Here is a 12,898-nt window from a genome sequence, read left to right as displayed (position 1 = left end):
TACCTATTTGTTGGTGTACACGTCAGGGTGCAAAGTGCCGACGTAGGGCAGGTCGCGGTAACGCTCCGCATAATCGAGGCCGTAACCGATGACGAACTCGTTAGGGATATCGAATCCAACGTCGAGCAGATCGATCTCTGCGCGGATAACTTCAGGCTTACGCAGCAAGGTGACAACCTCGAGGGAACGCGGGTTGCGGCCCTTCAGGTTGCGGATGAGCCACGACAAGGTCAGGCCGGAGTCGATGATGTCCTCAACAATGAGAACGTCGCAATCCTCGATGTCGCGGTCCAAGTCCTTGAGAATGCGGACCACGCCGGAGGAGGATGTGGCATTGCCGTAGGAGGACACAGCCATGAATTCCAACTGGGACGGAATCGACAGCTTGCGCGCAAAGTCCGTCATGAAGAAGACGGCTCCCTTGAGCACGCAAACGAGAATCAGCTCATCCTCTGCGTCCTTATATTTAGCGGAAACGCTGTCCGCCATCTCTTGAATCCTGGCTTGCAGTTCATCCTCGCCGATGAGGATTGCTTCGACGTCTTCGCCGTAGGGGTTTGCTGGGACGTTGAAATCTTTCTTGTCGTGCACGCGTGCGCTCCTTTAGTGACCGGACAATAGTGCCAGTTTGCCACCAACGCGTGACACTTCCAACCTTTGCCCCATAGTTTTGATTGTTTGCGGGTAACTCACAGCTACTCCCCCTTGCCCGTGCCAGTCGACGCACAGCTTGTCGACTCCGCGCACAGCCTCCCGCGTCACCTCCACGCCCTGCGCGTTCAGCCACGCGGCGATGGTGCGACGGCGCACCGGCTCAGCAAGGGCAGCGAGCTCGACTGCATCCATTTCGGGCGTAGCGATATCCATGCTGACGCTGAGGAACTCGTCGTCGCGGGCGGCGTCGGCAGCCGCCTGCGCGAGTGCTGGCACCACGTCCCCACCGACCAGATCCGTGAGCCGCGGAATGATGTCGTGGCGCAGAGCCACCCGGCGGAAGTTGGTGTCGGAATTCTGCGGGTCGTGCCAGGGCTCAAGCCCCAGTTCCTCGCAGGCGCCGAGGGTCTGCGCGCGGCGCACGGTGAGCAGCGGGCGTACCACCTGCACGCCCTCAATCTCGGCCGTGGGCAGCATGCCGGCGACCTTGCCGCGCAGCGCGCCCAGCAACAGGGTTTCTGCTTGGTCGTCGGCGGTGTGTGCCACGGCAACGGGGGCGTCGGTAGCAGCCGCGAACGCGCGGTAGCGCGCCACTCGCGCGGCGGCCTCCATGGAGCCTTGCTTCGCGACGTCCACCTTCAGCACCCGCGCACGCGCCCCCAAGGTCTCAGCTTGCGCCGCGGCCTTCGCCGCCTGCTCGGCCGATCCGTCCTGCAGGCCATGGTCGATGCACAACGCCTCGACGTCGAAGCCCTCGGCTACCAGCGCGGCAGTCAGCGCCAGCGAGTCGGCGCCTCCCGAAAGTCCCACAGCGATTTCCCGGCACGCGGCGAAGTCAGTGACCGCGCGGCGGCAGGCCAGAAAGTTTGGCGAGACCCGCGGCCAAAATGGCGTGCCCGTGAACCTAGAAGTCATGGAGCGCGCTGGCCAGGGCGTCTTGCGCCTTGCGGGCGCCAAGGATGTCTCCGTCGTTGACCAGGAAAGCGAAGGCGTACACGCGGCCGGAGTTGCCCTGCACAGTGCCGGCCAAGGCGGAGACGCCAGTCAGCGTGCCGGTCTTGGCGCGCACGAAGCCGCGTGCTCCGGAATCGCCATAGCGGGTGTACAGCGTTCCGTCGCCACCAGCCAGCGGCAGGTAGCCCAGCAATGGGCGCAGCTCGTCGGTCTCTGTGGCCATGTTCATGATTTGCGTGAGCACCGCGGCCGAAATGCGGTTTTCGGTGGAGAGGCCAGAGTTGTCCTTGATCGACACTCCCGTGACGTCAATCTTGTTAACCTTCAGCACCTCGAGGGTGGCCTCGGCAGCACCGGCGAAGCTCGGCTCCTTGCCGCGCGCAATCGCCAGCTCGCGTCCGATGGCCTCAGCCATGACGTTGTCCGAATCCTTCGCGGCGTCCTGCGCGCGCTCAGACAGCGGCGCGGACTGCACCTCGCCCAGCACCACGCCGGCCTGCGGCGCAGTGCCCTGGCTGACTTTGTCGGTCCCCAGGCGCTTGGCCAGGGCCTTCGCTAGGTCCTGGGCAGGGGTGTGGCTGCGCGGGACGTCGCCAGTGGTCTTGCCCAGGCGACCGCCGTAGAGCATGATGGGCTCCATCGGTGCGACGAATCCCTCATCGACATTCTCCGGGTCCCAGCCCGGTGCCTGCGGGGCGCCCGCCCAGGCGCTGGTGTCGAGAATGACCTCGTCAGCCTTACCCACCTGCGAGGCCAAATCGTCGAGCTGTTCGGAGGTCATCCAGACGTCGCCAGCCGCGCGCAGCACCACGGTGCCTTCCTTCTCCCCCTGCATGACCTGGGTGATTATCCGCTCGTCCTCGTCGAGCGCCAACGTCGCGGCGGCCAGCGTGAGGACCTTCGTGGAGGAAGCGGGTGTCAAGGGGCGCGCGGCATCGCGGTCCCACACGACCTCGCCAGTGGTGGTGTCGATGACCTGCCCGCCAAAGGTGGCCAAGGCCGGGTCCTTGCCCAACTCATTAAGCCTGCCCTTCAACGCCATCAAATCCACCTCGCCTGGCTCCGCGACCTGCAAAGGAGTCACCGGCGCCTCCTGCGAGTAGGGCGTGCCGTGGTCCAAACCGTTGTAGGTGCGCTGGATGTTTACGCCTAGGACAGCCGTGCCTGCAATGGCAGCGGCCATCACCACGGCCGTGCCTGTCCACCACATGTGCTTCGCTTTCATCGCCTTTCACCCTAGCGCGATTGCGCGGCACGGTAGACTATTGGGAGCAATTGACAGACAACTTCCCAATGGAGGAATTCGCAGTGAGCGTACAAGTTACCATCGAGATCCCAAAGGGCTCCCGCAACAAGTACGAGGTTGACCACGAGACCGGCAAGGTCTTCCTTGACCGTTACCTGTTCACGCCGATGGCCTACCCGGCTGACTACGGTTTCATCGACCACACCCTCGGTGAGGACGGCGACCCGCTCGATGCACTGGTCATCCTGCCGGAGCCAGTTTTCCCGGGCGTTGTTGTTGAGGCTCGCGTCCTCGGCGTCTTCAAGATGACCGACGAGGCCGGCGGCGACGACAAGCTGCTTTGCGTCATCGATGATCCGCGCTGGGAGCGCTACCAGGACATCAACGATGTTGAGGACTCCATCAAGGACGAGATCGAGCACTTCTTCGTCCACTACAAGGACCTGGAGCCGAACAAGGAAGTTACCGGCTCTGGCTGGGGCGACAAGGCTGAGGCGGAGAAGATCCTCGAAGAGGCTATCGCTCGCCACAAGTAAGGCTTGGGGCCGAGCGCCTCTGGGGCTCCCTGGCGCGACAGCTTCGCACTTCTGAGGTACATTTTGCCAAGCAAGGGCTTGAAACCCGCGGGTTTTCGCCCACTATTTGGCAAAATGTACCTTTCGCGTTTTCGGGGGAACAACGCGGAAGGCCTAGAAGCACCATCGAGGGGGAAGCGATGGAAATTTACACGGGCAGAAATGCCTCACGCCGCGGCGGGCTTAAGATCTGCCACGGGCTCTACCTCTCTGCGGAGCCAAGCCCGCACCAACTCGCGGAGATCCTCACCCGGCGCTGGCCCGATAGCGCGCTCGACGGCTACTCCGCCGCGGCCAAGCACCTAAACCAGCGCCTTAAGTTTCCGCTGCAACTAATCCGCGCAAACCGGCTGCCCGAGAGCACCTACTTCAAAAGCCGCCGCGCACAGCCCAAGGGCGTATTCCCCTACGACGAAGTCAACGTGTGCAATCCGCTCCAGGCCCTCGAAATAATGCCGGAAGACCACGCGGTGGATTTCCTCGAGCATCTGCTACCCGGCAAGCACGCACGGGAGCGGCTCAAGCTGTGGGAGATGGATTTCCCAAGGTTTCCAGCCCACACCCGGCGCGTGTTGGAGCGGGCCATCCTCGGCGCGGATTCGGTGCCCGAGCGCCGGCTCACCCGCGCCCTCGAGCCGTACTTTGAGGTCCGCAACAACGCAATGATTGGCCCCTACCGCTGGGACCTGCGACTCGATAAGCATCGCATCGCCATCGAGGTGGACGGCTATGCCTATCACAGCGGCGAGACTAGACAGCGTTTCGAACTAGATCGCCAAAAGCTTAACGACGCCGCGCATCGCGGCTGGATTCCTCTCCACTACACGGCCACGACCATAAAACACCACTGCGACAAAGTAGTGCAGCAAGTGCTTGCCATTGCCCACGGCCGGAAAGACTATATGCGCCCGCCGTGGGACTGGCACTTTCTCTGGAGCTACGAGCGAGAGGGCACTTACTCGCGGCGTCCGCCAGAACGCAGCGCGTAGGTGCGCAGCGGCTCTACCGCAACGACGGCAACCAAGGTGACGATCCAGCCGGCACCTAGGAAGGACAACGCCATCAGGATGCGGGAGGTAACGTCGACGTCCATGCCTGGGTCGCTGCTTGCGAACATGATGAATGCCAGCGGCGAGCCCAGCATAAAGCCCAGCAGGCTCACCACTACGACTGGAGCTAGGACCTCGAGCAGCGAAACACCAGAAAGGAAGCTGCGCCGCACGCCCATCAGGCTCAAGGAGCGCCCCAGGCTGGCATCCTCAAAGGCCGCGGAGGCTTGTCCCAGGAAGATAGAGATACCCGTTAACACGAAGCCAAAGATCAAAGTCAGAAGCGCTCCGGTCGAGACATCAGTGAAGACAGTAAGGATGTGTTCTTCTTCGCGCATGGCGAGGGTAAGGCCGTCGTCGCCAAGCGGTGCTCCCACCAGGTAGCCAGCAAGGAAGCCGAAGAAAGCCATGGTCATGACGCGTCGCCAGATGGCCTTCGAGTTGGTGGCGATGCGCTGGCAGGCCACGAGATGCGCAGTGCCCGGGAAATTAGCCATGATCTGCGCGCCCACTTGCAACACGTAGGGAGCCACGAAGTTGATGCTCATCGCGATGAGAAAAAGCATGCTCAACATGCCAATAATAACGCCCTGAGCAGCGGAGAAGCTGAATCCCTTAAGGAAAATGACGCCACCCACCACCACAATGATGAAGAGGATAAGGCGCCAGCGCTTCAGCGCCGGTGGCATCTGACGCCTAGCGACGCCCAGCGGGCTCACACGCACGCGCTGCATACCGACGAACGCGGCGGACAACGCAAGCAGCACAACAGTCGCCGCCACGGTGAGGTAGCCCCACCACGGCAGGTGCAGTTCTTCTAGCTGGACTTGGCGCTCCTGGAAAGAAAGGTGAGTGAACACGGGAGCCACCAGCAGGCTTAAGAGCCAACCCAAGAAGACACCGATGAGGGCTTGGAAGCCGGTCTCGAGAACTGTCATGCGGGTGACTTGGCGTGAACTTAGGCCGATAAGGCGCAGGGTGGCCAGGCGCTTCTCGCGTCCCGAAGCGCCCAGGATAGCTGCCTGCGCGGTCAGGCTGAACAGCGCTGGAATCAGGAAGACGCATGCGAAGAGTGCAAGATCAAACCAGACATAGAGGAAATCCTCGTAATCGTTGTAAAGCTCCATCAACCCCGGCGCGGCGTCCTCGATATGGTGCGCCCGTTCCCAAAGCATCCAGGTACCGCCGGCCACCAGGAAAGCGATGGCCGAGCCGATGGTCAAACTGGCAATCGCCACGATGCTCACCACGCCGGTTCCGGAGCGAGCGCGGATCGATTCGCGGTGCAGGTCCCTAACTAGAGTTGCGGTCCTCATCGTTGCCCTCCCCTAGCTTCAGCGTTGAGACGCCGGTCGTCGTGGATGATGCCATCGCGGATCTCTACGCGGCGTTCCATCCAATCCGCGACCTTTGGGTCGTGGGTGACCATGACCATGCTGGCGCCGGATTGGCGCACCACGGTGGTCAGCAGCTGCATGACCTCGTGCCCGGTGGACTGATCGAGCGCGCCGGTCGGTTCATCCGCAAACACGATGGCCGGGTTTGCCGCCAGCGCACGCGCGATGGCCACGCGCTGGGCTTGGCCGCCGGAGACTTCGGCGGGGCGTCGTTCAGCGAGCTCGCCCAACCCAAGCTGGTCCAGCAGGCGCATCGCCTTCTTGCGCGCCACCGAGCGCCGCGCGCCGCACAGCAAGGCCGGCAGCGCCACGTTGTCCATGTTGCTCAGTTCCGGAAGCAGCTGCCCGTCTTGGAAGACAAAGCCAAAGTTTTCAAGACGCAGCCGCGAGCGGGCCGAATCGCCTAGCGCGGAAAGCTGCGTATCGCCGAAGGATACCGTGCCGTCGCTCGGGCGCAGAACGCCAGACATGCAGTGCAACAAGGTGGACTTGCCGGAACCGGAAGGGCCCATGACGGCGACGAGTTCGCCGGGTTGAATGTTAAGAGAAATTCCAGCGAGCACGGGCGCCCCGCCGAAATCCTTGGTGATGTCATGTAATGAGAGTGTCTGTGTCATAGTCCTCATTTCACCTTTTCCGGCACCGGCCCACCATGGCCTAGGCACTGCATTTTCAGGTAGTGCTAGCACTACCCTCGCTAGATACCACCCTAACTAAGCTGGAAATCGTGTTTCGTAATCGCAAAGCTAAGCCCCAGCCCAGCAATGAGCAGCGCCAGGCTGCGATCATCGCTGAGCTGACCACTTCCCGGCGCGCCATCGCCGATGCTTACGAGGTCGAGCGCGCCCGCATCGAACGCGATTTACACGATGGCGCGCAGCAATACTTGGTGGCCGCCAGCATCAAGTTGGGCGAGGCCGAGCTGGACGCTGAGGGCCCGGTCCTGGCGCTGATTCGGGAGGCCAAGCGCGATCTGGATGCCGGCCTTAACAGCTTGCGCGCTACCGTCCATGGCATACACCCCCAGGTACTGCAGGACCACGGCTTGATAGCCGCGCTTTCCGACGTCGCTTCTTCCTACGGCTCTCACATCTCCATCTTCGCCCCGCACCCACTGCCGCAGCTTTCCCCCAGCGTGCTCGCCGCGGGATATTTCTTCGGCACCGAAGCACTGACCAACGCCGCAAAGCACGCACCGGAGGCACCGGTGAGCGTGCTTGTTACTTCGGATGCCTCGCTGCATATCTCCGTCGTGGACGAAGGCCCCGGCGGGGCACGGGTAATACCAGGTCACGGACTAGCGGGAATGGCAGAAAGGCTAGCGGCATTCGGCGGGAGGATGCAGGTCCACTCGCCGGAAGGCGGGCCGACGAAGATCAATTGCGAGATTCCCCTGCTGCTTGAACGCGGCAGCAGCGGGCTGGCGGAGTAGGTGGCAAGCATGAGCGGGCTAAAGATTGTCATCGCGGATGATTCCGCGCTGTTGCGAGAAGGCGTGGCCGGACTTTTGGAGCGGCGCGGCCACCACGTGGTGGGCCAGGCGGCGGATGCGCCGGAATTAACCGCTCTGGTGGACGCGCTAGATGAGCTTCCCGACATCGTCATCACGGATGTGCGCATGCCGCCCGGGATGTCCGATGACGGGCTAAAGGCGGGCGTGGCCTTGCGGCGCCGCTACCCAGAGCTGGCGGTGATGGTGCTTTCCCAGTACGTGGCGCCGGCGTATGCGGTGGAGCTTTTTGAAAACACCACCGCGGGCACGGGCTACCTGCTCAAAGATCGCGTCTCTGAGGTGGCGGACTTCCTGTCCAGCCTGGATGTGGTTGCGCAGGGCGGCACCGTCATCGACCCCACCGTGGCGCGCGCATTGATGCAGTCAGGCCGCAGCGGCTTAGGCGAGCTCAGCCCCCGCGAGCGCGAGGTCCTGGAGCTGATGTCGCGCGGGCAATCTAATAAGGAGATTGCCGCCGAGCTCGTGCTTTCGGCGGCCGCCGTGGCCAAGCACGTGTCCAACATCTTTTTGAAGCTGCGTTTGGATCCCAGCGAGGACAACCGCCGCGTGAAGGCCATTCTGGAGTATCTCTCCGCAAACCGCTAGCTCTCCCTTCAAGGCACATTTTGCCAACTAAGCCCTCGAAAACTGCAGTTTCAAGGGCACTATTTGGCAAATTGTGCATGGGAGTCCCCCATCTCGCCGCACCGGTAGGCTGGGGCCTATGGAAAACGTTGAACCAAACCAGGTACCAGAAGGCGCACAGCTCATCGACGTCCGCGAGCAGCACGAGTGGGAGGTAGAGCACGCGAAGGGCGCGACTCATATTCCGATGAGTGAAATCGTGGGTCGCCTCGACGAAATCGATCTGGACCGCGACATCTTTTTGATCTGCCACGCCGGCGGCCGCAGCGTCCAAGTGGGCCAGTACCTCGAGCAGGCTCGCGGCTGGGACGTCATCAACGTGCTCGGCGGCACCGACGCCTGGATCGCGCAGGGCATGCCCACCGTCTACGACGACAAATCAAAATAAACAATGGGGACTTACCCATAATTTAGGATTCTTACGTTGGGGCGTCTAGCCTTATCTGTATGGCTACGACTATTTCAATCCCCAACGCTCTCCTCGAATCTCCTTCCTTCCAGCTCGAGCGCCTCCGCCGCCGCACCCGCGACGGCGTCGAGCAAGCGCTCAGCGCCCGCCAGACCACCATCCGCGAGTACTGGGTATTGACCTGCCTCGTCGACGGCGACGTCGCCTCCCAGTCGGCCCTTTCGGAGACCCTAGCCATCGACGCCTCCGACATGGTTCGCCTCATCGACTCTCTCGAGGAGCGCAGCTGGGCCAAGCGCGAGCGCGACCCCAAGGATCGCCGCCGCCAAATCGTTGCGTCGACCAAGAAGGGCGTCAAGGCGCACAAGGAGCTTGCCGATCTCGTCGCGGCCGCCGAGGACGCCGCCCTCGACGAGTCCACCTCCAAGCAGCTCAAGCACCTGCGTAAGCTCGCCACCGCCATCATCGGCCCTAACGAGGATGATGCTTAAATGGCGGAAGATGAAAAGAGTACCGGGCGCCACGCGCTGCCCGAGGACCCCTTAGACGCGCACCAGCCTGGCGCCGGAATCATTCACGTCCCCGAGCAGTACCTGCTGGGCGAGCATGCCCCACGCGAACGCACGCTCTGGGACATCATTTGCACTACTGCTGAGCTGCATCCCGACGCCGCCGCGCTTGACGACGGCGAGGTGCTCACCTATTCCGAGCTGATCACCGATGTCGAGGCGTGGGCCAGCGAGCTGCGCGCCAACGGCGTGCGCCGCGGCGACCGCATTGGCATCCGGATGACCTCCGGCAAGCGAGAACTTTACCTGGCGATTCTGGCCACCTTGGCTGCGGGCGCGGCCTACGTGCCTGTCGATGCCGACGACCCCGACGAGCGCGCCGAGATGGTCTTCGGCGAGGCCGACATCGACGGCGTGTTCAGCGACGAAGGCTTCCGCTCCCTGCGTCCGCAGCGCCCCGCAGCAAGAGGCGACGAGGCCGGCGTGCCGACCCCGGACGATACCGCCTGGATCATCTTTACCTCCGGCTCCACCGGCAAGCCCAAGGGCGTTGCCGTCAGCCACCGCTCCGCGGCCGCATTTGTTGACGCTGAGGCAGCTCTTTTCCTCGTGGATCATCCGCACGGCCCGCTCGGCCCCGACGACCGCGTCCTCGCAGGCCTCTCCGTAGCCTTTGACGCCTCCTGCGAAGAGATGTGGCTAGCCTGGGGCCACGGCGCCTGTCTGGTGCCCGCGCCACGTTCTCTGGTCCGCTCCGGCATGGACTTAGGCCCCTGGCTCATCCGCCGCGACATCACCGTCGTGTCCACCGTCCCTACCTTGGCGGGCCTGTGGCCAGCCGAGGCGCTCGACAACATTCGCCTGCTCATCGTCGGCGGCGAAGCCTGCTCCCAGGAACTGGTGGACCGTCTGGCAACCGATGACCGTGAGATGTGGAATACCTACGGCCCAACTGAGGCCACCGTCGTGGCCTGCGCGCAGCGCATGCTGCCAGGCCGCCCCGTGTCCATCGGTTTGCCTTTGAACGGCTGGGACTTGGCGGTCGTCGACAAGCAAGGCTTCCCCGTGGGCCTCGGCGATGTCGGCGAACTCGTCATCGGTGGCGTGGGACTCGCCCGCTACCTGGACCCAGCCAAGGACACGGAAAAGTACGCGCCGCTGCAGTCCATGGCATGGCAGCGTGCCTACCGCACGGGCGACCACGTGCGCTTGGAAGAGGACGGCCTTTACTTCGTGGGCCGCGTGGACGACCAAGTCAAGATTGGCGGCCGCCGCATCGAGCTCGGTGAGGTCGAGGCCAACGTCGCCGCGTTGCCCAACGTCTATAACTCGGCCGTAGCCGTACAAAAGACGCCAGGCGGCGAATCCGTGCTGGTGGGCTATGTGTCCCTCGAGGACGAAGCAAAGGGCTTCGACCAGCAAGCCGCGCACGATCGTCTCGCTGAGACCATGCCTGCAGCCTTGGTCCCTCGCATCTGTGTGATGGAGGAGCTGCCCATCCGCACCTCCGGCAAGGTGGACAAGAAGGCCCTGCCGTGGCCGCTGCCAGGCGTTGGTGTGGAAGCTGCAGGTCTTACCCAGACCGAGGAGTGGCTGGCGCAGCTGTGGGTCGAAACCCTCGGTGTTTCCGTCTCCGACGAGAACGCGGACTTCTTCTCCTTGGGCGGCACCTCCCTGGCCGCCGCGACGCTCGTGGGCCGCATCCGCGAGCGCTACCCCACCGTGGCCGTGCGGGATCTCTACGACCACCCACGCCTCGGCTCCCTCGCCGAGCACATCGGGGGCGCTGAGGAGCGCCCCGCCACCGTCGCCCCGCGCTCCGTGCGCAAGGTCAGCGGCCGCACCCGCGCGCTGCAGACCCTCATCCAGGTCCCGGTGATGACCCTGGCTGCCACCTCCTGGCTGGCCTGGCTGCTGCTGGGCTCCAACCTCGCCCACGCCGTCGGCGCGGACTGGGCGCTGACCACCCCGTGGTGGCTGGTGGCTGTCATGGTCATCGTCTTCGCCACTCCAATTGGCCGCATCCCTATCGGCGGCTACGGAGCACGCCTTCTCACCAGTGGAATTGAGCCCGGTGACTACCCGCGCGGCGGCTCGACGCACCTGCGCATCTGGGCCGCTGAGCGCTGGGCCGATGCCTCCGGATCACGGTCTATTGCCGGCGCCACCTGGGTCAACAACTATGCCCGCACCTTGGGCGTGAAGATTGGCCGCGGCGTCGACTTGCACTCCCTGCCGCCGGTCACGGGCCTGCTGGCCCTCGGCGACCACGCCGCCATCGAGCCGGAGGTGGACCTCTCCGGCTACTGGCTCGACGGCGATATCCTCCACGTCGGCGCCATCAACGTTGCCGAAGGCGCGCGCGTCGGTGCGCGCTCGACGCTGCTGCCGGGCACCAACGTGGGCAAGTACTCCCACGTGGAGGCCGGTTCCACGGTTACCGGCAAGAAGAAAATCAAGGACGGCCAGCGCTGGTCCGGCTCGCCGGCCAAGAAGGTGGGCCGCTCCAAGCACCGATTCCCTTCCGAGCTGCCGAAGCGCCGCCCATGGTGGGTGGCCTTCTACGGCCTGACCTCGATTCTGCTCGCAATCCAGCCCATCGTGGCGCTGGGTCTCGGCGCGGCGTTGGTCGCGTGGGGTCTCCACGTAACCGAAGGCAACGACTTCATCGGCTCCCTCTTCTTCGCCCCATTCGGCGCGCTGGTGGCCTTCGCCTTCTACATGGCGCAGACCTGGCTGGGCGTGCGGATTCTGTCCATCGGGCTCAAGCCGGGCGTCGTTCCGGTGCGTTCGGCCGCAGGCTGGCGCCTGTGGTCCATCGAGCGCCTCATGGACGATGCCCGCACCACCTTGTTCCCGCTCTACGCCTCGCAGCTGACTCCCCTGTGGTTCCGCACGCTCGGGGCCAAGATCGGCAAGGACGTGGAGATTTCCACCGCGGTGATGATCCCCAAGCTCACGGACATCAAGGACGGTGCGTTCCTCGCCGACGACACCATGATCGGCGGCTACGAACTCGGCGGCGGCTGGATGCTCACTGGCGAGACCAAGGTGGGCAAGCGCTCCTTCGTGGGCAACTCCGGAATCACGGGACCAGGCCGCAAGCTGTCGAAGAACTCACTGGTTGCAGTGCTCTCGTCGACGCCAAAGAAGTCCAAGTCCGGTTCCAACTGGTGGGGCTCCCCGCCGGAGCGCATGCGTCGCGTCGAAGCACACGTGGACGGCGTGCAGGGCGAGTCTTTGACCTACAACCCGGGCTTCGGGGTCAAGGCAGCGCGCGGCGTCGTGGAGACGATGCGCTTGCTCGCGCCAATGACCTCTGCGATGCTCTTGGCCGGTGTTCTGGCCAGCCTTTACGCCCTTGTCGATTCCTTTGGCATCGCTGTTGCCTGGCTGCTTTCCGGTCTCATCTTGACGGCTGTCGGGGGCGTCGGCATGGCGATCACCGTGGCCGTGAAGTGGATCTGCGTGGGCCAACACCGCTCGGGTGACCACCCGCTGTGGTCCGCCTTCGTGTGGCTCAACGAGCTCCAAGACGCCTTCGTGGAGGCAGTCGCTGCGCCGTGGTTCTTCCAGCACACGCTGGGCACCGGTGAGATTAACCTCGGTCTGCGCGCTCTTGGCGTCAAGATTGGCGGCGGCGCGTGGATTGATTCCTACTGGTTCCCGGAAACCGACCTGTGTGTTGTGGGCGCCGGCGCCTCCGTGGGTCCAGGCACCGTGGTGCAGACGCACCTCTTCCAGGACCGCGTGATGAGCCTCGACACGGTCACCATTGAGGCCGGCTCCACGCTAGCGTCCCACTCCGTGGCACTGCCGGCGTCGCTGGTGGGCAAGGCCGCCACCGTGGGCCCAGGCTCGCTGGTTATGCGCGGTGACCGCGTGCCTGCCAACTCGGTGTGGCAGGGTAACCCGATTGAGCCCTGGGCTTAGCCCCCGCTGCTGCTTCACCCCGTAGCCGCCCTGAT

At 63.9% G+C, this 12,898-nt stretch carries 12 protein-coding genes; 7 read left to right on the top strand and 5 right to left on the bottom strand.

What is annotated here, in order from left to right:
* Nucleotides 1-3: 3 nt before the first annotated feature.
* The 3 genes from hpt to dacB are packed head-to-tail and all read right to left on the bottom strand — an operon-like array spanning nucleotide 4 to nucleotide 2,833.
* Nucleotides 4-591, bottom strand: a complete 588-nt coding sequence (gene hpt, locus HMPREF3148_RS12350; protein ID WP_005529848.1) for a hypoxanthine phosphoribosyltransferase — start codon at nucleotides 589-591, stop codon at nucleotides 4-6.
* Between the two features lie 12 nt (nucleotides 592-603).
* Nucleotides 604-1,569, bottom strand: coding sequence for a tRNA lysidine(34) synthetase TilS (tilS, locus tag HMPREF3148_RS12345; RefSeq protein ID WP_049063858.1), 966 nt, complete (start codon nucleotides 1,567-1,569; stop codon nucleotides 604-606).
* Nucleotides 1,559-2,833 carry a D-alanyl-D-alanine carboxypeptidase/D-alanyl-D-alanine endopeptidase gene (gene dacB, locus HMPREF3148_RS12340; protein WP_049159895.1) on the bottom strand — a complete coding sequence of 425 codons (1,275 nt, stop codon included), beginning with the start codon at nucleotides 2,831-2,833 and terminating at the stop codon, nucleotides 1,559-1,561. Before dacB ends, tilS begins: the two co-directional genes overlap by 11 nt.
* Before the next feature lie 83 nt (nucleotides 2,834-2,916).
* Between dacB and HMPREF3148_RS12335 the strand changes: the two genes are divergently transcribed.
* Both HMPREF3148_RS12335 and HMPREF3148_RS12330 read left to right on the top strand, forming a co-directional pair.
* Nucleotides 2,917-3,390, top strand: a complete 474-nt coding sequence (locus tag HMPREF3148_RS12335; protein WP_034657157.1) for an inorganic diphosphatase — start codon at nucleotides 2,917-2,919, stop codon at nucleotides 3,388-3,390.
* A 179-nt stretch (nucleotides 3,391-3,569) separates the two neighbouring features.
* A complete protein-coding gene (locus tag HMPREF3148_RS12330; protein ID WP_049063853.1) occupies nucleotides 3,570-4,418 on the top strand; it encodes a hypothetical protein in 849 nt (282 codons plus the stop codon).
* Here HMPREF3148_RS12330 and HMPREF3148_RS12325 read toward each other — a convergent pair.
* Entirely contained in the window at nucleotides 4,385-5,794 is a 1,410-nt protein-coding gene (locus tag HMPREF3148_RS12325) for an FtsX-like permease family protein (protein WP_049063851.1), read from the bottom strand. The two genes, HMPREF3148_RS12330 and HMPREF3148_RS12325, sit on opposite strands and share 34 nt — an antisense overlap.
* Nucleotides 5,791-6,492: an ABC transporter ATP-binding protein gene (locus HMPREF3148_RS12320; protein ID WP_049063850.1), complete on the bottom strand. Its 702-nt coding sequence runs from the start codon at nucleotides 6,490-6,492 to the stop codon at nucleotides 5,791-5,793. Before HMPREF3148_RS12320 ends, HMPREF3148_RS12325 begins: the two co-directional genes overlap by 4 nt.
* 110 nt (nucleotides 6,493-6,602) lie before the next feature.
* On the opposite strand from HMPREF3148_RS12320, the gene HMPREF3148_RS12315 reads away from it, so the two are divergent.
* The 5 genes from HMPREF3148_RS12315 to HMPREF3148_RS12295 all read left to right on the top strand — a co-directional run bounded on the left by HMPREF3148_RS12315 (nucleotide 6,603) and on the right by HMPREF3148_RS12295 (nucleotide 12,863).
* Nucleotides 6,603-7,307 (top strand): sensor histidine kinase, encoded by a 705-nt coding sequence (locus HMPREF3148_RS12315; RefSeq protein ID WP_083287780.1) that lies wholly within the window; start codon nucleotides 6,603-6,605, stop codon nucleotides 7,305-7,307.
* A 9-nt stretch (nucleotides 7,308-7,316) separates the two neighbouring features.
* On the top strand, nucleotides 7,317-7,973 hold the full coding sequence (locus HMPREF3148_RS12310; RefSeq protein ID WP_046646076.1) for a LuxR C-terminal-related transcriptional regulator: 657 nt from the start codon (nucleotides 7,317-7,319) through the stop codon (nucleotides 7,971-7,973).
* Nucleotides 7,974-8,091: 118 nt separating this feature from the next.
* Complete coding sequence (locus tag HMPREF3148_RS12305) at nucleotides 8,092-8,400, top strand: rhodanese-like domain-containing protein (RefSeq protein ID WP_049063847.1); 309 nt, start codon at nucleotides 8,092-8,094, stop codon at nucleotides 8,398-8,400.
* A gap of 59 nt (nucleotides 8,401-8,459) precedes the next feature.
* The gene (locus HMPREF3148_RS12300; protein WP_005529842.1) at nucleotides 8,460-8,912 is read left to right on the top strand and encodes a MarR family winged helix-turn-helix transcriptional regulator; all 453 of its coding nucleotides are present in this window, start codon (nucleotides 8,460-8,462) and stop codon (nucleotides 8,910-8,912) included.
* Nucleotides 8,913-12,863: a Pls/PosA family non-ribosomal peptide synthetase gene (locus tag HMPREF3148_RS12295; protein WP_070509227.1), complete on the top strand. Its 3,951-nt coding sequence runs from the start codon at nucleotides 8,913-8,915 to the stop codon at nucleotides 12,861-12,863.
* The last annotated feature ends 35 nt before the right edge of the window (nucleotides 12,864-12,898 follow it).

Origin of the sequence: Corynebacterium sp. HMSC05D08 (genome assembly GCF_001807215.1) — a bacterium.
Lineage (GTDB): Bacteria > Actinomycetota > Actinomycetes > Mycobacteriales > Mycobacteriaceae > Corynebacterium > Corynebacterium striatum.
The sequence above is the reverse complement of the archived record's forward strand: the minus strand, read 5'-3'. Positions and strand labels throughout refer to the sequence as shown.

Coding starts and splice junctions, on each gene's coding strand:
- tilS (WP_049063858.1), bottom strand. CDS start 1,569: ATGACTTCTAGGTTCACGGGCACGCCATTTTGGCCGCGGGTCTCGCCA.
- HMPREF3148_RS12320 (WP_049063850.1), bottom strand. CDS start 6,492: ATGACACAGACACTCTCATTACATGACATCACCAAGGATTTCGGCGGG.
- dacB (WP_049159895.1), bottom strand. CDS start 2,833: ATGAAAGCGAAGCACATGTGGTGGACAGGCACGGCCGTGGTGATGGCC.
- HMPREF3148_RS12325 (WP_049063851.1), bottom strand. CDS start 5,794: ATGAGGACCGCAACTCTAGTTAGGGACCTGCACCGCGAATCGATCCGC.
- HMPREF3148_RS12295 (WP_070509227.1), top strand. CDS start 8,913: ATGGCGGAAGATGAAAAGAGTACCGGGCGCCACGCGCTGCCCGAGGAC.
- HMPREF3148_RS12305 (WP_049063847.1), top strand. CDS start 8,092: ATGGAAAACGTTGAACCAAACCAGGTACCAGAAGGCGCACAGCTCATC.
- HMPREF3148_RS12330 (WP_049063853.1), top strand. CDS start 3,570: ATGGAAATTTACACGGGCAGAAATGCCTCACGCCGCGGCGGGCTTAAG.
- HMPREF3148_RS12310 (WP_046646076.1), top strand. CDS start 7,317: ATGAGCGGGCTAAAGATTGTCATCGCGGATGATTCCGCGCTGTTGCGA.
- HMPREF3148_RS12300 (WP_005529842.1), top strand. CDS start 8,460: ATGGCTACGACTATTTCAATCCCCAACGCTCTCCTCGAATCTCCTTCC.